The organism is Paucibacter sp. KBW04 (genome assembly GCF_003852425.1).
Taxonomy (GTDB): Bacteria; Pseudomonadota; Gammaproteobacteria; order Burkholderiales; family Burkholderiaceae_C; genus Paucibacter_A.
On sequence record NZ_QAJN01000001.1, the window covers coordinates 206,041 to 224,959 of the forward strand.

Genomic DNA, 18,919 nt, shown 5'->3' on the forward strand with positions numbered 1-18,919 from the left:
CGCCCGACTTCACGGTCGCGGCGCCTTTGTTTTGTCTGAATCAACAAACATACAGACCGGAGACCCTCATGCCTTACCGCGCCCCCGTCAAAGACATGCTCTTCAATATGCAGGAGCTGGCTGGCTTGCAAGCCCTCAACAAGATCCCTGAGTTTGCCGACTTCGACATCGACACCGCCCAGGCCGTGTTGGAAGAGTGCGCCAAGCTCAATGAAGACATCATCGCCCCCTTGAATTTCGAGAGCGACAAGAACCCTTCCTATTTGAAGGACGGCCAGGTCTACACCACACCCGGCTTCAAGGAAGCTTTCCGCCAGTTCGCCGAAGGCGGCTGGCAAGGCCTGCAGCATCCCACGGCCTTTGGCGGCCAGGGCATGCCCAAGACCATTGGTGCGGCCTGCGGCGAGATGATGAACAGTGCCAGCATCAGCTTCGCCCTGTGCCCCTTGCTGACCGACGGTGCTATCGAGGCCTTGCTGACGGCCGGCAGCGAGGAGCAGCGCAACACCTTCATCCCCAAGCTGATCGACGGCAGCTGGACCGGCACCATGAATCTGACCGAGCCCCAGGCCGGCTCCGATCTGGCCCTGGTGCGCACCCGCGCCGAGCCCCAGCCCGACGGCACTTACAAGATTTTCGGCACCAAGATCTTCATCACCTACGGTGATCACGATATGGCCGAGAACATCGTCCATCTGGTGCTGGCCCGCGTGGCCGGTGCGCCGGAAGGCGTCAAGGGCATCAGCCTTTTCATCGTGCCCAAGTTCTTGGTCAATGCAGATGGCTCATTAGGTGCCCGCAATGACGCGCACTGCGTCTCCATCGAGCACAAGATGGGCATCAAGGCCAGCCCCACGGCCGTGCTGCAGTTCGGTGACCACGGCGGTGCCATCGGCACCCTGGTGGGTCAGGAGAACCGCGGCCTGGAATACATGTTCATCATGATGAACGCCGCCCGCTTCGGCGTGGGCGTGCAAGGCATTGCGATCGCCGAGCGGGCCTACCAAAAAGCCGTGTCCTACGCCCGCGATCGGGTGCAGAGTCGGCCGGTCGATGGCTCGGTGGCCGGCAGCGCCGCCATCATTCATCACCCCGATGTGCGTCGCATGCTGATGACCATGCGCGCCCTGACCGAAGGTTGCCGCGCCATGGCCAGCGTGGCCGCTTCGGCCTACGACGCCGCCCACTACCATCCGGACGCCGACACCCGTAAGCAAAACCAGGCCTTCTACGAATTCATGGTGCCCCTGGTCAAGGGCTATAGCACCGAGATGAGCCTGGAGGTCACTGACCTGGGCGTGCAAGTGCATGGCGGCATGGGCTTTATCGAGGAAACCGGTGCGGCCCAGCATTACCGCGATGCCAAGATCCTGACCATTTACGAGGGCACGACCGCCATCCAGGCCAATGACCTGGTGGGTCGCAAGACCAGCCGCGACGGCGGCCAGATGGCCCGTGCCTTCGCCGCCAATATCGAGGCAACCGAAGGCCTGCTGGCCCAGCGCGACAGCGCGGCCGCCAAGTCCATGCTCAAGCGCCTGAGCGCTGCCCGCCAGGCCTATCTGGACTCAGTGGACTTCATCGCCGCCCAAGGCAAGAGCAACCCCAATGCGGCCTATGCCGGCTCGGTGCCTTATCTGATGTTGGCCGGCAATCTGGTGGCCGGTTGGCAGCTGGCGCGGGCCCTGCTGGTGGCCGAAGACAAGCTGGCCGCGGGCGAAGACCTGGCCTTTATGAGCGCCAAGATCGCGACGGCCCGCTTCTACGCCGAGCACATCCTGGCCCGCGCGGGTGGTCTGCGCGACGCCATCGTCGAAGGTGCCGACAGCGTTACGGCCCTGCCGCTGGACGCCTTCTGAGTTGCTGGACCAAGAACGGAGATTTTTGTGACCCTGCCCCCTATCCTGAAAAACGCGCCCCTGCCCATCATCGGCTCGCCGCTCTTCATCATCAGCAATCCCAAGCTGGTGATCGCCCAGTGCAAGGCCGGTGTGATCGGCTCCATGCCCGCGCTCAACGCCCGCCCGGCCGAGCTGCTGGACGAGTGGCTGAACGAGATCACCACCGAGCTGGCCGCTTACAACAAGGCCAACCCCGACAAGCCGGCCGCGCCTTTTGCGATCAACCAGATCGTGCACAAAAGCAATGACCGCCTGGAGCATGACCTGGCCGTGTGCGCCAAGTACAAGGTGCCCATCATCATCACCTCGCTGGGCGCGCGTGAAGACGTCAACCAGGCCGTGCATGCCTGGGGTGGCATCGTGCTGCACGACATCATCAATAACAAATTCGCCAAGAAGGCGATCGAGAAGGGTGCCGACGGCCTGATCGCCGTGGCGGCCGGTGCCGGTGGCCATGCTGGGGTGAAGAGCCCGTTTGCGCTGATCCAGGAGATCCGTCAGTGGTTCGACGGCCCCTTGGCCTTGTCGGGCTCCATCGCCTCGGGCGATGCCGTGCTGGCGGCCCAGGCCATGGGCGCGGACTTCGCCTATATCGGCTCGGCCTTTATCGCGACCGATGAAGCGCGCGCGGCCGAGGGCTATAAGCAGATGATTGTCGAGAGCAATAGCGATGACATCGTCTACAGCAATCTCTTCACTGGCGTGCACGGCAACTATCTGCGTGGCTCCATCGTCAACGCCGGCATGGACCCCGACAACTTGCCCGAGAGCGACCCCAGCGCGATGAACTTCGGCGGCGACTCCAAAAAGGCCTGGAAGGACATCTGGGGCTGCGGCCAGGGCATTGGCAACGTCAAGGCCGTGGTGCCTGCCGCCGAGTTGGTGGCCCGCCTGGTGCGTGAGTACCAAGCTGCACGTCTACGCCTCAGCCTGGCCTGAGACCCGCGTCAACTGGCAGATGAAAGGCCGCTCTTGGAGCGGCCTTTTTGCTTTGTTCCTCTGTTTTCTTTGGCACTAGCAAGACCTGACCCCGCCCTTTTTGAAGCGTGCCACTTCGGTGCATTCAGCGTCACTCAAGCGCACTGGCTTGGCGCATCGCTGGCACTTTTCCACGCCGCTGCCAGGCACTCGTGTTTCTTCTGGTGCATGGCCTCAGCTCGCTGGTCTTGCGTCCGACAAGGCCAGGACAGGCGAGGCAAGAAGGGCGCGCGAGTCGCCCCATTTGTTCGAGTGGAGTGCCGAAGAATGAAGTCATTGAGGGGTATTTTGTGGGTCCTGGTGCTGGCGGGCTTGGGCATGTCCGGCATCCTCACCTTGAGCGCGGTGCTGGGAGGGCAGCGCGCGGAACTGGCGGTGCAGAAAAGCTTTGACGCCAAGGATTTGACGGCCGACATCCTGCCGCCGCCGCTTTATCTGATCGAGCTGCGCTTGCTGCTTTCGCAAGCGTTGGACGGCACGGTGGCGCTGGACAAGGCGCGGTCGGAGTTCCAGCGTCTGGACAAGGAATACAAAGAACGCGTGGCCTACTGGCAAGCACACCCGCCCTACGGTCTGGAGCAGCAGTTGCTGGGAGCGCAGCACAAGGCCGGGCAGCAGTTTTTGCAGGTGGCGGGGCAAATGCTGGATGAGCTTGCCGCAGGCCATGCCGAGCAAGCGCGGCAGCAACTGCCCCAGGCTCAGACCTTGTATGTGGAGCACCGGCGAGGGGTGGATGCCACCGTCAGCGCAGCCACGGCCTTGGCCGAACACAGCATTGCCGATTACGAGCAGACCTTGGCTTGGGTGAGCCGCCTGCGCTGGGCGGTGATGTTGGCAGCGGCCTTGCTGCTGGTGCTGCTAGGCGCCTGGGCCAAGCGCACGGTTTGGGCCGCCACCGGCGGCGAGCCGCGCGCGGCGGCCGCCATCGCGCAGGCGGTGGCCCGGGGTGATCTGTCGCGCCCGGTGCGGGTGCGGGCGGGCGATCAGTCTAGCGTGCTCTCGGCGATGGCACAGATGTGCGCCGGCCTGTCGGCCCTGGTCAGCAGCGTGCGAGCCAGCAGCGACAGCATCGCCACCGGCTCCAGCCAGATCGCCGTGGGCAATGCCGATCTCAGCCAGCGCACCGAGCTGCAAGCCGGCCATCTTCAGCAAACCAGCGCGGCCGTGCTGAGCCTGGCCGAGGCGGTACAGCAAAACGCGCAGTCGGCCGCCCAGGCGACGGCGCGCGCCCAGGCCGCCACCGAGGTGGCCGGGCGCGGCGCGGCCTTGGTCGGCGAGGTGATCCTCACCATGAATGCGATGGCACGCGGCGCCAAGCAGGTGAGCGAGCTGACTTCGCTGATCGACGGCATTGCCTTCCAGACCAATATCCTGGCCTTGAATGCGGCGGTGGAAGCGGCGCGAGCAGGCGAGCGCGGGCGGGGCTTCGCCGTGGTGGCCGACGAGGTCAGGCAGCTGGCGCAGCGCGCGGCCGCGGCCTCCAAGGACATCGGCGCGGTGATCAGGGCCAGCAACAGCCAGATCGAGCAGGGCGCAGGCCTGGCCCAGGCCACCGGCAGCACCATGGACGAGATCGTGGCCGAGGTGCGCCAGGTGGCGGGCTTGATCGGCGAGATCACCTCGGCCAGCCAAGCCCAGGAGCAAGACATCGCCCGAGTCAGCCAGGCCATTCACCATATCGACGCCTCCACCCAGCAGAATGCCGCCTTGGTGGAGGAGTCGGCGGCCGCGGCGCAAAGCCTCAGCCAGCAGGCTCAGCAACTGGTCAGCACCGTCAGCGTGTTCGCCTTGGCGCGGGTTTGACGGTGGCGACCACTCCCGGGCTTAGCGCAAGGTCGTCAGGCGCGGCTCGGGTTTGTCGTCCGCGCGGTGCAAGGTCTCCACATTGCTGCGCATGGCCCAGGGGCGTACCTGGTGGTGCACCGGGATGAAGAGGAACTCATCCCGCACCCGCTGCAAGGCCTCGCGCACCTGGGCGCGGCGTTTGACCGGATCGGTTTCCACCTTCATGGCCTGCACCAGTTCGTCCACGCGGGCATCGCTGATGCGCGAGTAGTTGCCCTTGCCGTCCACGCCCTTGGTGCGGGAGTGGACGATGTCTTGCAAGGTGTACTGGGCATCAAAAGTCGTCACGCCCCAGCCGTAAAGGTAAAGCGGCGACTCCAGGCGCTGCAGCAACTGGGAGTGTTGGGACATGGGGCTGGTGCTGAGCTTGGCCTTGATGCCGATCTTGGTCCACATGGCCACCACCGCCTGGCAGATTTCTTCGTCGTTGACGTAGCGGTCATTGGGGCAGTTCAGCGGTACCTCGAAGCCTTCCGGGTAGCCCGCCTCGGCCAGCAGCTTCTTGGCCTTCTCGTAGTCGGCCTTCAGCGGCACGTCGAGGTCGGGCGCATGGCCGTCCACGCCCGGCGCCACCATGATGCCGGCCGGCACCGAGAAGCCGCGCATCAGGCTGCGCTTGATGGCTTCGCGGTCCAGGCCCAGATTCATGGCCTCGCGCACGCGCTTGTCCTTGAAGGGGTTCTTGCCCTTGATATTGGAGCCGCGCAACTCATCGCTGCCCAGGTCCATGGCGAAGAAGATGGTGCGGTTCTCGTTGCCGTCCATCACCTTGAGTTTGGGGTCGGCGCGCAGCTTGGCCACGTCTTGAGTGGGCAGGTCGGTAAGCAGGTCCAGATCGCCCGAGAGCAGGGCCGCCACCCGGGTGGCGTCGCTCTTGATGGGCAGATAGGTCAGCTCGGTGATATTGCCCTTGTTCGTGTCCCACCAGTCCTTATTGGCCACCATGCTGATTTTCTGGTCGGGCTGCCAGGCGGTGATCTTGTATGGGCCGGTGCCCATGGCATTGCGGGAGGCGTAAGTGTCTTCCTTGGCCTTGTAGTCCTGGGTGTTGAGCGATTTGTTCTTCTCCGCCCAGGCCTTGCTCATGATGCGAAAGCCGGTCAGATTGCGCAGCAAGACGGGGTTAGGGCCTTCCAGCAGCAGATCGATGGTGTGGGCATCGATCTTCTTGATCTCCTTGATGCCGGTGACATAAATCTGCATATTCGCCTGCGGCTGGCGCACGCGATTGAAGGAGAAGATCACGTCATCGGCCGTGAAGGGCGTGCCGTCCTGAAACTTGACGCCGCGCCGCAAGTCGAAGCGGATCTGCGTGGGGCTGATCTGGGTCCATTTGCTGGCCAAGGCCGGCTCGGGCTGGAACTTCTCGTTGTAGCGCGTCAGTCCCTCGTAGACATAGCTGGAGATGGCGCTGGTGGCCGCATGATTCTGCGAATGCGGGTCCAGGGTCTGGATATCGTTCTGCGCGGCCCAGCGCATGCTGGCCGCCTGCGCGGAGTCGCCCAGCCCCAGCTGCAGGCCCAGGCCCAGCAGGCCGGCGCACAGGGCGTGATTGAGTTTTTTGAAGCGGAATTCCTTGGCTTTCATCTGTCCTCCCAAATGTTTTATTGAATCAATCGACGGCTTACTTCAATGTCGTGAAGCGGGCCTCCGGCCGGTCGTTGGAGCGATAAGAGGTCTCGACATTGCTCTTCATGGCCCAGGGGCGCACCTGGTGGTGCAGGGGGATGAAGAGGTGCTCATCGCGCACCCGCAGCAAGGCCTCGCGGATCAGGTTGTTGCGCTTGGCCACATCGGTCTCGAACTTCATCGCGTCGATCAGCTGATCCAGCTTGGCGTCGCTGACATGCGAGAAATTGAAGCTGCCGTCTGCCCCCGTGCTCTTGGTATGGGCCAGGGCTTGCAAGGCGTATTGCGCATCGAAGGTGGCCACCCCCCAGCCCAGCATATAAAGCGCCGCCTCGCCCTTTTGGAAGGCCTGGCTGTGCTGGGACATGTTTTGCGCGATCAGCCGAGTCTTCAGGCCGATGCGGGCCCACATGGCCACCACCGCCTGGCAGATTTCCTCGTCATTGATGTAGCGGTTATTGGGGCAGTGCAGGGGCACCTCAAAGCCTTGCGGGTAGCCGGCCTCGGCCAGCAGCTTCTTGGCCTTCTCCACATCGGGTTTGAGAGGGCGATCCAGCTCCGGTGTGTTGCCGTTGACGCCGGGCGCCACCATCAGGCCGGCCGGCACCGACATGCCGCGCATGATGCTGCGCTTGATCGCTTCGCGGTCAATGGCGATGCTCATGGCCTCGCGCACCCGCACATCCAGGAAGGGGTTCTTGCCCTTGATATTGCTGCCCAACAATTCCTTGCTGCCCAGATCCAGGGCAAAGAAGATGGTGCGGGTCTCATTGCCGTCCATCACCTTGAGCTTGGGATCGCTGCGCAGCTTGGCCACATCCTGGGTGGGCAGATCGGTCAGCAGATCCACATCGCCCGAGAGCAGCGCCGCCACCCGGGTGGGTTCGGACTTGATGGGCAGATAGACCAGATCGCTGATATTGCCTTTGTTGCTGTCCCACCAGTCCTTGTTGGCGACCATGGTGATCTTCTGATCAGGCACCCAGGCGGTGATTTTGTAGGGGCCGGTGCCCATCACATTGCGGGCTGCGTAATGGTCTTCCTTGGCCTTGTAGTCCTGCACCTGGGTGGCCTTGTTCTTATCCGCCCAGCTCTTGCTCATGATGCGGAAGTCCACCAGATTGCGCAGCAAGATGGGGCTGGGGGCGTCCAGCAAGAGGTCGACGGTGTGCTCGTCGATTTTCTTGATCTCCTTGATGCCGGTCACATAAATCTGCATCGTGCCCTGGGGCTGGCGTACCCGGCCGAAGGAGAAGATCACATCGTCGGCCGTGAAGGCGCCGCCGTCATGGAACTTCACGCCGCGGCGCAGCTCGAAGCGCACCTGGGTGGGGCTGATGTAGGTCCATTTGCTCGCCAGTGCCGGCTCGACCTGGAACTTTTCGTTATAGCGAGTCAGGCCCTCATAGGCATGCTGCAAGATGCTGCTGGTGGTGGTGTGGTCTTGTGAGTGCGGGTCCAGCGTTAGCACATCGTTCTGTGCTGCCCAGCGCAGGCTGGCCGCGTGACCGGAGCCACCAGCGGCCAAGAGCGTCAGGCCTAAGGCTAGACCGGCCACCAGCTTCGTGTAGCTCAGCTTTGTCGTGCGCATCATCATCGGTCCCCTTGCGTGTGAACAATGTGGGGCGATGCTAGCCCGGGCCTTGCGCCTCCCGGCTAGTGGCTTGCCCGGAGCTGGGCGATTGGGGGAGCAGCTCGCAGTCGCAACCTTGGCCTGCGGCAATCCAGCGGCGCAGCAGCGGGCGCAGCCAGGCTTGCAGGCTGCGACGCCAGCTCGCTGCAGACTCGGGCTCGGCAAGCAGGCCGCAGACATAGCGGCCAGACGCATCGGACCAGCGCAAGGCCTGACATTGGCCCTGGCGCTTGCGACTGATCAGCATGCCGATGGGGCAGGGCTCGCTCAGGCAGCAGATGCCGCAGCCATTGCAGATCGCCCCCACGGCTGGCTTGGCCGGCGCCCTGGGGTGGATGTGAATGATTTGCTGTGAGTCGCTGGGTCTCACAAGCAAGGGTCAGGTCTTGACGCCCAACTCGCGCAGGCGCTCTTGCAGATAGCTGTGGGCCGTGTGGCGGTCCGACAGCACCACCTCGTTGCGTGGGTGCAGGAACAGCGGCAGCGAGACGCGGCTGCGGGTGGCACCTTGGCCCGTGGGATTGACCACCCGGTGTTGGGTGCTGGGGTAATAGCCCTGCGAGGCTTCTTCCAGCATGTCGCCGATATTGATGATGAGCATGCCGAAGTCGCAAGGCACATCAAACCAGGCGCCGTCCATGCCTTGGACCTGCAGGCCGGGTTCGTTAGCGGCTGGCAGGATGGTCAGCAGATTGATGTCGCCGTGGGCGGCGGCACGCAGGGCGCCGGCGGGCTCATTGCCGGTCAACGGGGGGTAACGCAAGACCCGCAACAGGGTCTGTTGGCTGTCCTTAATCATTTTTGACAGAGGCTCGCGATAGTGCTGTGCGATCTCCGGCGGTGTGAATTGCTCCACCCAACCCAGTAATTCGGAGGCCAAGGCATTGGCCTGTGCGTAGTAAAGATCGGCGTCGGCTTTGAGCGCCGCAGGCACCCGGCCCCAGGGGTAGATGTGGTAGTACTCCTTGATGTCTTTTTGGCTGCTGCCCTTGGCCGTCTCGGAGATTTCGGTGGAGAAATAGCCGTCCTGCTTTTCCTTGGAGAAGGGGAATTGATGCTTCTCCTCGGTATTGAAGAAGGCCAGCCAGTCGGCGTAAATCTTCTCCACCAGGCCTTGCTGGATGGGGTGATTGACCAGCACGCCAAAGCCGGTGTCGTGCAGGGACTGGGTGAAAAGGCGGGCGGCGTCAGGGGCGCGGTAGTCGACGACTTGGACTTGCATCTTGTTTCCTGGACTTTTTTGCTTGCAGGCTGTCAGTTTAGGCCAAGCAGGGGCGCTTACCCTGCGCGCGCAGAGTGCTTCAATTTGGCTGCAGAATCAGCTGTCGCAAATGCAGCACTTCGCCCATACTGGTGCTTGTTGTATCGGTTTGGGGCAGGGCGAGCACCTGTTTGGGGCTTTGAGAATTTTGAAATTGGCGGCTCCGTCCGCCTCAAAGTCGCTTCAGAAATGCCTTGTAGTTCCGATACTGCGACAGTCCGCCCGGTCCCCGCGGGTGGCCTATTAAGACAAAAGTGCTACAGTGCCCCCTGTTTTTTTTAGACTTAGGTCCTTCCCGTCCCCTTTTCTGGCAACAGCGAAGGCGGGTCGCAATCCGCCAACCGGTCGAGCCGTGTCGCGGAAGGTTTATCAACCAGCCAATGCCCTGGAAGCCGGGGTTAGAGGTGAGCGAAGATGATGCAGCAATACAGGTCCAACTCCTACCTGTTCGGGGGCAATGCCCCTTATGTCGAAGAGATGTACGAGGCCTACCTCGACAACCCGGGCTCCGTGCCCGACAACTGGCGTGCGTATTTCGACGCCTTGCAGCATGTGCCTGCCACCGACGGCAGCGATGCCCGCGATGTGGCCCACCTGCCGGTGATCGAATCCTTCGCCCAGCGCGCCAAGGCCAATGCCTTTGCCACCAAGGCTTCCAGCGCCGATCTGGCCGTGGCCCACAAGCAGGTGCATGTGCAAAGCCTGATTGCGGCCTACCGCTTCCTGGGTAATCGCTGGGCCGAGCTGGACCCGCTCAAGCGCGCGGAGCGCCCCAAGATCCCTGAACTCGATCCGGCCTTTTATGACCTGAGCGAGTCCGATATGGACATCAATTTCTCGGCCGCCAATACCTATTTTGGTGGCGAGACCATGAGCTTGCGCCAAATCGTGCAAGCCTTGCGCGAGACCTATTGCAGCTCGGTCGGCTCCGAGTTCATGCACTGCACCGACCCCGGCGAAAAGCGCTGGTGGCAGGAGCGGCTGGAAAAGGCGCGCGGCAAGCCCACCTTCACGGCCGAAGAAAAGCGCCACATCCTGGACCGCCTGACCGCTGCCGAAGGCCTGGAGCGTTATCTGCACACCAAGTATGTGGGCCAGAAGCGCTTCTCGCTGGAAGGTGGTGAGAGCTTTATCGCTGCCATGGACGAGCTGATCCAGCGCGCCGGCCAGCGTGGCGTGCAAGAAATCGTCATCGGCATGGCCCACCGTGGCCGCCTGAACGTGCTGGTCAACACCCTGGGCAAGATGCCAGCCGACCTGTTCGCCGAATTCGAGCACAAGGCCGCCGAAGACCTGCCCGCTGGCGACGTGAAGTACCACCAAGGCTTCAGCTCGGACGTGAGCACCAAGGGTGGCCCGGTGCACCTGTCGTTGTCCTTCAACCCCTCGCACCTGGAAATCGTCAACCCGGTGGTGGAGGGCAGCGTGCGCGCCCGCCAAGAGCGCCGTGGTGACAAGGACGGCAGCCAGGTGCTGCCCGTGCTGGTGCACGGCGACGCCGCCTTCGGTGGCCAGGGCGTGGTGCAGGAAACCCTGTGCATGGCCCAGACCCGTGGCTACGGCACCGGCGGCACGGTGCACATCGTCATCAACAACCAGATCGGTTTCACCACCAGCGACCCGCGCGATCTGCGCTCCACCACCTATTGCTCCGACGTCGTCAAGATGATCGAAGCCCCGGTGCTGCACGTCAACGGCGACGATCCGGAAGCGGTGGTGTGGGCCATGCAACTGGCCATGGACTACCGCGCCGAGTTCCGCAAGGACGTGGTGCTGGACATCGTCTGCTTCCGCAAGCTGGGCCACAACGAGCAGGACACCCCCTCGCTGACCCAGCCGCTGATGTACAAAAAGATTGCGCAGCACCCCGGCACCCGCAAGGTCTACGCCGACAAGCTGGCCGCGCAAAAGGTGGTGGATGCCGCCGGTGCGGACGAAATGGTCAAGGCCTACCGCGCCGCCATGGACGAAGGCCGCCACACGGTGGACCCGGTGCTGACCAACTTCAAGAGCAAGTACGCCACCGACTGGTCGCCCTTCCTCGGCAAGAAGTGGACCGACAGCTGCGACACCGCGCTGCCGGTCTCGGAGTGGAAGCGACTGTCTGAGAAGCTGACCACCTTGCCCAAGGATCTGGTCGCGCACAACCTGGTGCAAAAGCTGTATGCCGACCGCGCCGCCATGGGCCGGGGCGAGATCAATGTGGACTGGGGCATGGGCGAGGCCATGGCCTTCGCCTCCCTGGTGGCCAGCGGCTACCCGATCCGCCTGTCGGGCGAGGACGCAGGCCGTGGCACCTTCACCCACCGCCACGCCGTCATTCACGACCAGAACCGCACCAACTGGGACGAAGGCGCCTACATCCCGCTGCAAAACGTGGCCGACGGGCAGGCTCCGTTCGTGGTCATCGACTCCATCCTCAGCGAAGAGGCGGTGCTGGGTTTTGAGTACGGCTATGCCGCCGCCGAGCCCAATACGCTGACGATCTGGGAAGCGCAGTTCGGCGACTTCGTCAACGGCGCCCAGGTGGTGATCGACCAGTTCATCGCCTCCGGCGAGGTCAAGTGGGGCCGTGCCAACGGCCTGGTGATGATGTTGCCGCATGGCTATGAAGGTCAGGGCCCCGAGCACAGCTCGGCCCGCCTGGAGCGCTTCATGCAGCTGGCTGCCGACAACAATATGCAGATCGTCCAGCCGACCACGGCTTCGCAGATCTTCCACGTGCTGCGTCGCCAAATGCTGCGCATGTTCCGCAAGCCCTTGGTCATCATGACCCCCAAGAGCCTGCTGCGCGCCAAGGATGCGACCTCGGCCCTGGCCGAGTTCACCAAGGGCGAGTTCCGCACCGTGATCGGTGAGCAGGACGCCGCCATTGCTGCCGACAAGGTCAAGCGCGTGATCGTCTGCTCGGGCAAGGTCTACTACGACCTGGTGCGCAAGCGCGAGGAAAAGAAGTCCACCGACGTGGCCCTGATCCGCGTGGAGCAGCTGTACCCCTTCCCGCACAAGGCCTTTGCGGCCGAACTCAAGAAGTACCCGAACGCCACCGAAATCGTGTGGTGCCAGGACGAGCCGCAAAACCAAGGCGCCTGGTTCTTCGTGCAGCACTATGTGCACGAGAACATGCTGGACGGGCAAAAGCTCGGCTATGCCGGCCGCCCGGCCTCGGCCTCGCCGGCTTGCGGCTACGCCCATCTGCACCAGGATCAGCAAAAGTCCTTGTTGGAGCAGGCCTTCGCCAAGCTCAAGGGTTTCATCCTCACCAAATAAGGTTATTGCGGACGCCGTTGGCGCCGCAGTAACTCGGCTCGTTCGAGCGGCCAGAGCCGCTCAACTCACCGGCTCGTAGAAAGAACACATCATGGCAATCATCGAAGTCAAAGTCCCCCAGCTGTCTGAATCCGTCGCCGAAGGCACCTTGCTGGTCTGGAAAAAGAAGCCCGGCCAGGCCGTGGCGATTGACGAAATCTTGGTCGAAATCGAGACCGACAAGGTCGTGCTGGAAGTGCCCGCGCCCAGCGCCGGCGTGATGGCGCAAATCGTCAAGAACGACGGCGAGAGCGTGGTCAGCGAAGAAGTCATCGCCCGCATCGACACCGACGCCAGCGCCCAAGTCAGCCCGCTGGAAGTCAAGGCTGTAGTCGCCGCTCCGGCAGCAGCTGCTGCTGCAGCTCCCGCCGCCACCGGTGGCAGCAAGGGCGATGTGGCCATGCCGGCCGCCGCCAAGATCCTTGCCGAGAAGGGCCTGGCCGCCAGCGATGTGGCCGGCTCCGGCAAGGACGGCCGCGTGACCAAGGGCGACGCCCTGGCCGCGTCTGCCAAGCCCGCCGTGGCTGCGGCCATCGCCGTGCCCGCCGCGCCCGCCGTGGCCAAGCCCCTGCCCGCCGTGGCTGCCCCGCTGCAGAATCTGGGCGACCGCCCCGAGCAGCGCGTGCCCATGACCCGTCTGCGCGCTCGCGTGGCCGAGCGTCTGCTGCAATCGCAGTCCACCAACGCCATCCTGACCACCTTCAACGAGGTGAATATGGCGCCGGTGATGGAGATGCGCAAAAAGTTCCAGGAAAAGTTCGAGAAGGAACACGGCGTCAAGCTGGGCTTCATGAGCTTCTTCGTCAAGGCTGCCGTGGCAGCCCTGAAGAAGTTCCCGGTGCTGAACGCCTCGGTGGACGGCAATGACATCGTCTACCACGGCTATTTCGACATCGGTATCGCCGTCGGCTCGCCGCGCGGCCTGGTGGTGCCCATCATCCGCAATGCCGACCAGCTGAGCTTTGCCGATATCGAGAAGAAGATCGCCGAGTTCGGCCAAAAGGCCAAGGAAGGCAAGATCTCGCTGGACGATCTGACCGGCGGCACCTTCTCCATCTCCAACGGTGGCACCTTCGGCTCCATGCTGTCGACCCCCATCATCAACCCGCCCCAGTCGGCCATCCTGGGCGTGCACGCCACCAAGGATCGCGCCGTGGTCGAGAACGGCCAAGTGGTGGTGCGCCCGATCAACTATCTGGCCATGTCTTATGACCACCGCATCATCGACGGCCGCGAAGCCGTGCTGGGTCTGGTGACCATGAAGGAAGCGCTGGAAGATCCGGCTCGCCTGCTGTTCGACATCTAAATCCGTTTTCGGCGCAATGACTCAAACCACGGCCTGGATTTACCTGCTGCTGGCAGGTGTCTGTGAGATCGGCTGGCCCCTGGGCTTCAAGCTCTCGCAGCAGGCCGAGTACCGTGTTACCGGCATCGTCGGTGCCATCGTGTCCATGGGTTTGAGTGGTTGGCTGTTGTGGATGGCGCAGCGCGAAATCCCGATCGGCACGGCTTACGCCGTCTGGACGGGCATAGGCGGCGCCGGCACTTTTTTGATCGGGGTGATGTTCTTTGGCGATGCCGCCACGCTGTGGAGATTCCTGGGCGTGGCCATGATCGTCGGCGGAGTCGTCACCCTTAAGCTCGCCCACTAAGAGCGTGGGCGCTGGAGCATTTGATGAGCACAAAACAATTTGACGTCGTCGTGATCGGTGGCGGCCCTGGCGGCTATATCGCCGCTATCCGCGCAGCCCAGCTGGGTTTTAACGCGGCCTGTATCGACGAGTGGAAGAACGAGAAGGGCGGCCCCGCACCTGGCGGCACCTGCACCAATGTGGGTTGCATCCCGTCCAAGGCCCTGCTGCAATCGTCGGAGCATTTCGAGCACGCCAAGCTGCACTTTGCCGACCACGGCATCACGGCCGACAACGTCGCCATCGACGTGGCCAAGATGATTGGCCGCAAGAACACCGTCGTGAAGCAAAACAACGATGGCATCTTGTACCTGTTCAAGAAGAACAAGGTCTCGTTCTTCCATGGCCGCGGCTCCTTTGTCGCAGCCAAGGACGGCCTGTATGAGATCAAGGCCGGCGAGGAAGTCATCCTGGCCAAGCACGTGATCCTGGCCACCGGCTCCAATGCCCGCCAGCTGCCCGGTGCGCCCTTTGACGAAGTCAATATCCTGTCCAACGACGGCGCGCTGAACATCGCCGATGTGCCGAAGAAGCTGGGCGTTATTGGCTCCGGCGTGATCGGCCTGGAAATGGGCTCGGTCTGGCGCCGCCTGGGCGCGGAAGTCACCGTGCTGGAAGGTCTGCCGACCTTCCTCGGCGCTGTGGACGAGTCCGTCGCCAAGGAAGCCGCCAAGCTGTTCAAGAAGCAAGGTCTGAAGATCGAGCTGGGCGTCAAGATTGGCGAAGTGAAGTCGGCCAAGGACGGCGTCACCGTCGCCTACACCGATGCCAAGGGCGCAGCCCAGACCCTGGCCGTGGACAAGCTCATCATCTCCATCGGCCGCGTGCCCAACACCATCGGTCTGAACCCCGAGGCTGTGGGCCTGAAGCTGGACGAGCGCGGTGCCATCGAGGTGGACGGCGACTGCAAGACCAACTTGCCCAATGTCTGGGCGGTGGGCGATGTGGTGCGCGGCCCCATGCTGGCGCACAAGGCGGAGGAAGAAGGCGTGGCCGTGGCCGAGCGCATTGCCGGCCAGCATGGTCATGTCAACTTCAACACCATCCCCTGGGTTATCTACACCAGCCCCGAAATCGCTTGGGTCGGCCGCACCGAGCAGCAGCTCAAGGCGGACGGCGTCGAGTACAAGGCCGGCCAGTTCCCCTTCCTGGCCAATGGCCGCGCGCGTGCCCTGGGTGACACCAATGGCTTCGTCAAGTTCCTGGCCGATGCCAAGACCGACGAGATCCTGGGCGTGCACATCATCGGCCCCATGGCCTCGGAGTTGATCTCCGAAGCCGTGGTCGCGATGGAGTTCAAGGCCTCGGCCGAGGACATCGCTCGCATCTGCCACGCTCACCCGAGCTTGAGCGAAGCCACCAAGGAAGCGGCCCTGGCCGTGGACAAGCGGACCTTGAATTTCTGATTCGCCGCGATAAGTGTTGAGTGAAGGGGCGGCCAAGGTCGCCCCTTTTACTTTGGAATCCGTGCATGACAAGCCCTATTCAGGTTACTGAGCTCTACCGTCAAACCCTGCAAGAACGCGGCTACACGGCCGACCCGGCCCAGCTGCGTGCCGTGGCCGCCCTGCAGCGCTGCCAGGATGAATGGGCGGACTACAAGGCGCGGCGCAGCAATGCCGTCACCAAACTCCTGCGTCGGCCCGAGCTGCCGCGCGGTGTGTATATGTTTGGCGGGGTGGGGCGGGGCAAGAGCTTTTTGATGGACTGCTTCTTCCAGGCGGTGCCGCTAACGCGCAAAACCCGCCTGCACTTTCACGAGTTCATGCGCGAGGTGCACCGCGAGCTGCAGGAACTCAAAGGCATGGCCGACCCGCTGGATGAGTTGGGTCGCCGCATCGCCAAGCGCTTTCGGCTGATCTGCTTCGACGAGTTCCATGTGGCCGACGTCACCGACGCGATGATTCTGCATCGCTTGCTGGATGCGCTGTTCCGCAACCGCGTCTCCATCGTCACCACCTCCAACTTTCACCCGGACGGGCTGTATCCCAATGGCCTGCACCGCGACCGCATCCTGCCCGCGATTGAGCTGCTCAAGCAAAAGCTGGAGGTCATCAATGTGGACAACGGCTTTGACTACCGCCGCCGCACCCTGGACCATGTGGAGCTCTACCACATGCCCCTGGGCGATGCGGCCGAGCAGGCCTTGACGGCGGCCTTCGAGTCCCTGGCCGAGGCGCGCGAGGAAAGCCCGGTGCTGCACATTGAGCACCGCGAGATCCGCGCCCGGCGGCGGGCCGGTGGCGTGGTCTGGTTTGACTTCAACGCCTTGTGCGGCGGCCCGCGCTCGCAGAACGATTACCTGGAACTGGCCAGCCAGTTCCACACCTTGATTCTGTCCAATGTGCCGGAAATGCCGCCTCGTTTGTCCAGCGAAGCGCGCCGTTTCACCTGGCTGGTGGACGTGCTCTACGATAGACGGGTCAAACTGATTATGTCGGCGGCCGTGGCGGCCGAGAGTTTGTACACGGAAGGGCCGCTGGCGCATGAGTTCCCGCGCACGGTGTCCCGTTTGCAGGAAATGCAGTCTTCGGAGTATCTGGCGCTGGATCGCCGCGATGTCGATACCTCGCTGACTTGAGAGGAAGGGACGAGCGCATGCCTTTTGTTGCGATGCCCCGCGCGTGGGGCCAGGGTTTGCGCCCAGGGCTTGGCTTGGCGCTGAGCATCTGTGTGCTGGCCAGCTTGCTCGGCCCAGCGGCCCAGGCCGCCGAGCCTGAGGCCGAGCGAGCCCAGCTCAGCCGTGCCCGCCAGGAGATCGAGGCCCGCTTCGCCCGCGACAGCCAGGTCTGTGAATCGCGCTTTTTCGTGACCTCCTGCCTGGACGAGGCGCGGGCCCACAAGCAGGCCGATCTACGCCCATTGCAGGCGCGTGAAGACGCGCTCAATACCGCCGAGCGCCGTGCCCGCGCCCAGGCGCAGCGCGAGGATGTGCTGCGCCGTCAGCGTGAGTTCGCCAACGACGAGGCGCGACGCCGTACCGAGGCCTTGCTTGCGCCAGCCCCGGCGGCCAGCCAGGCCGCGCGCGAATTGCGCTCGGCCCGCCAGCCTGCCGCCGATTGGCGTGAGCGTGAGTTGCAAAAATCGGCGGATGAGGCGCGTGCCGCGCGCGATGCCCAGCAGCGCCGTCAGCAGGCCCAAGAGCGCGAGCAGCAGATCAAGACCCGCCAGGCGCAGGCCGAGGCGCGCAATGCTCAGCGAGAGCAGGAGCGGGGTGGGCAGGCCGCTCCCTTGGCCTTGCCCAAACCGACGGCTGCCGAGCTGGCCGCGGCGGCGCAAGCCGCCAGCGCGGCGGGCGCCAAGCGCTGAGGTCGAGCGAAGGCTAGGCTTGAGTTGGCGTGGGTGCTGATCGGCGACCGAGCGGGCGCGAAGCCCGGCCAGTTCAAGACAGGGCTTGCAAGCGGACGATGGCGAGCGAGAGGTTGTCGCCGCTGCCTCTTGCGCGGTCGCGGGCCTTGTTGATCAAGGTCTCGGCGGCTTCGCGCGGCGGCAGGGTGCTCAGGGCCACGCCCATTTCGCTGGGGCTGAAGTAATGCCAGAGGCCGTCGCTGCAGCACATCAAGGTGTCACCGACCTCCAGGCTTTCGATGCAGCTGACGCTGGTCTGGGGCTCGGCCACCGTGCCCAGGCAGGCGGTCAGCAGATTGGATTGAGGGTGGCTTTGCGCCTCCAGCTCGCTGATCTGACCGTCGTCGACCAGACGCTGAACATAGGAGTGGTCCATGGTGCGCTTGAGCATGCGGTTGCCGCGGTAGAGGTAGATGCGCGAATCGCCCGAGTGAATCCAGTAACAGCGCCGGTCGGCATTGACCAAGAAAGCGGCCACCGTGCTGTGCGGCTCTTCCTCGGCCGAGAGCGCGGTCAGCTTGATCATGAGATGGGCTTCGGAGACCAGTTGCTGCAGCAGGTCCTCGGCCGACTCCTCGCCCGGCACAAAGCGTTCAAACAGCTGGCGTGCGGTTAGCAAGACCTGGTCGGCCGCCTTGCGCCCGCCGCTCTTGCCCCCCATGCCATCGGCCACCACGGCCAGCAGGCAGCCGGCATAGCGGGGGTGATTGATCACTTCGACCTGGTCTTGTTGGTAGGTACGGTCACCCCTGTGGGTGCCGGTAGCAGCAAGCAAACGAAAGCCAGGGGAGATGCGTGTCATACCGAAAACTATAATCGCTAATACCGGGGGAGCAGGGTGCTTCTGAGCTGAATTCACCCCCGCACTTCAGCGCCATGTTGGCTCGCTGCCCAGCCCTCTTTCGGCGCCCTTGCTCGCGACTTCACCCGCGCTCCCCACTCTCATGGATGATCAACTTCACTCGCTGTCGCGCCGCCTGATCGAGTTGCGCATGGAGCATGCGGATCTGGACTTGCTGATTGACCGCCAGACCGCCGACGAGAGCCTGGCCAAGTCCCAGGGCCAGCCCTCGGACGAGCTGAGTCTGCGTCGTCTGAAGAAGCGCCGGCTGGCCTTGCGCGATCTGATTGCCCGCCTGGAGCAAGAGCTGGATCCGGATGAATTGGCCTGAGCAAGCCGCCCGCCCTTCACAATGCGGGATCGACGCCCAGCCCATGGGTCCACGACATTTTGAGCCAGGCTCCTGAATTGAAGAACCCAGACCTCACCGACCGTACTCGCCTGCAGGCGCAAGCTGGATCGTCCGCCGATCCCTTTGGCCTC

15 protein-coding genes are annotated in these 18,919 nt (G+C 63.6%); 10 read left to right on the forward strand and 5 right to left on the reverse strand.

All coding sequences use genetic code 11. From position 1 onward, the window contains the following. Window positions 1–68: 68 nt before the first annotated feature. The 3 genes from DBR47_RS00970 (at window position 69) to DBR47_RS00980 (ending at window position 4,682) form a co-directional block, all read left to right on the forward strand. Window positions 69–1,859, forward strand: coding sequence for an acyl-CoA dehydrogenase (locus tag DBR47_RS00970; protein WP_124446135.1), 1,791 nt, complete (start codon window positions 69–71; stop codon window positions 1,857–1,859). A gap of 27 nt (window positions 1,860–1,886) precedes the next feature. Continuing rightward, complete coding sequence (locus DBR47_RS00975; RefSeq protein WP_124446136.1) at window positions 1,887–2,840, forward strand: nitronate monooxygenase family protein; 954 nt, start codon at window positions 1,887–1,889, stop codon at window positions 2,838–2,840. A 306-nt stretch (window positions 2,841–3,146) separates the two neighbouring features. After that, entirely contained in the window at window positions 3,147–4,682 is a 1,536-nt protein-coding gene (locus DBR47_RS00980; protein WP_148090407.1) for a methyl-accepting chemotaxis protein, read from the forward strand. A 21-nt stretch (window positions 4,683–4,703) separates the two neighbouring features. On the opposite strand, the gene DBR47_RS00985 is transcribed toward DBR47_RS00980, so the two are convergent. The 4 genes from DBR47_RS00985 to DBR47_RS01000 are packed head-to-tail and all read right to left on the reverse strand — an operon-like array spanning window position 4,704 to window position 9,208. Further along, a complete protein-coding gene (locus DBR47_RS00985) occupies window positions 4,704–6,311 on the reverse strand; it encodes an ABC transporter substrate-binding protein (RefSeq protein WP_124446138.1) in 1,608 nt (535 codons plus the stop codon). Between the two features lie 37 nt (window positions 6,312–6,348). Then, complete coding sequence (locus DBR47_RS00990; protein ID WP_231512065.1) at window positions 6,349–7,947, reverse strand: ABC transporter substrate-binding protein; 1,599 nt, start codon at window positions 7,945–7,947, stop codon at window positions 6,349–6,351. Between the two features lie 37 nt (window positions 7,948–7,984). After that, window positions 7,985–8,356 (reverse strand): hypothetical protein, encoded by a 372-nt coding sequence (locus tag DBR47_RS00995; protein ID WP_124446918.1) that lies wholly within the window; start codon window positions 8,354–8,356, stop codon window positions 7,985–7,987. 9 nt (window positions 8,357–8,365) lie between these two features. Next, window positions 8,366–9,208, reverse strand: a complete 843-nt coding sequence (locus tag DBR47_RS01000) for a 2OG-Fe(II) oxygenase family protein (protein ID WP_124446139.1) — start codon at window positions 9,206–9,208, stop codon at window positions 8,366–8,368. A 453-nt stretch (window positions 9,209–9,661) separates the two neighbouring features. Here DBR47_RS01000 and DBR47_RS01005 point away from each other — a divergent pair, with 453 nt between their 5' ends. From DBR47_RS01005 to DBR47_RS01030, 6 genes are all read left to right on the forward strand, one after another. Further along, window positions 9,662–12,517, forward strand: coding sequence for a 2-oxoglutarate dehydrogenase E1 component (locus DBR47_RS01005; protein ID WP_124446140.1), 2,856 nt, complete (start codon window positions 9,662–9,664; stop codon window positions 12,515–12,517). Between the two features lie 91 nt (window positions 12,518–12,608). Then, window positions 12,609–13,862, forward strand: coding sequence for a 2-oxoglutarate dehydrogenase complex dihydrolipoyllysine-residue succinyltransferase (odhB, locus tag DBR47_RS01010; RefSeq protein WP_124446141.1), 1,254 nt, complete (start codon window positions 12,609–12,611; stop codon window positions 13,860–13,862). 16 nt (window positions 13,863–13,878) lie between these two features. Continuing rightward, window positions 13,879–14,208 (forward strand): multidrug efflux SMR transporter, encoded by a 330-nt coding sequence (locus DBR47_RS01015; protein WP_124446142.1) that lies wholly within the window; start codon window positions 13,879–13,881, stop codon window positions 14,206–14,208. A gap of 23 nt (window positions 14,209–14,231) precedes the next feature. Then, on the forward strand, window positions 14,232–15,653 hold the full coding sequence (lpdA, locus tag DBR47_RS01020) for a dihydrolipoyl dehydrogenase (protein ID WP_124446143.1): 1,422 nt from the start codon (window positions 14,232–14,234) through the stop codon (window positions 15,651–15,653). 65 nt (window positions 15,654–15,718) lie between these two features. Continuing rightward, entirely contained in the window at window positions 15,719–16,828 is a 1,110-nt protein-coding gene (zapE, locus tag DBR47_RS01025) for a cell division protein ZapE (RefSeq protein WP_124446144.1), read from the forward strand. A 17-nt stretch (window positions 16,829–16,845) separates the two neighbouring features. Continuing rightward, window positions 16,846–17,556, forward strand: coding sequence for a hypothetical protein (locus tag DBR47_RS01030; protein ID WP_124446145.1), 711 nt, complete (start codon window positions 16,846–16,848; stop codon window positions 17,554–17,556). Between the two features lie 73 nt (window positions 17,557–17,629). On the opposite strand, the gene DBR47_RS01035 is transcribed toward DBR47_RS01030, so the two are convergent. Further along, window positions 17,630–18,397, reverse strand: a complete 768-nt coding sequence (locus DBR47_RS01035; protein ID WP_197046799.1) for a PP2C family serine/threonine-protein phosphatase — start codon at window positions 18,395–18,397, stop codon at window positions 17,630–17,632. A 142-nt stretch (window positions 18,398–18,539) separates the two neighbouring features. Between DBR47_RS01035 and DBR47_RS01040 the strand changes: the two genes are divergently transcribed. Beyond that, on the forward strand, window positions 18,540–18,767 hold the full coding sequence (locus DBR47_RS01040) for a YdcH family protein (RefSeq protein ID WP_124446146.1): 228 nt from the start codon (window positions 18,540–18,542) through the stop codon (window positions 18,765–18,767). The last annotated feature ends 152 nt before the right edge of the window (window positions 18,768–18,919 follow it).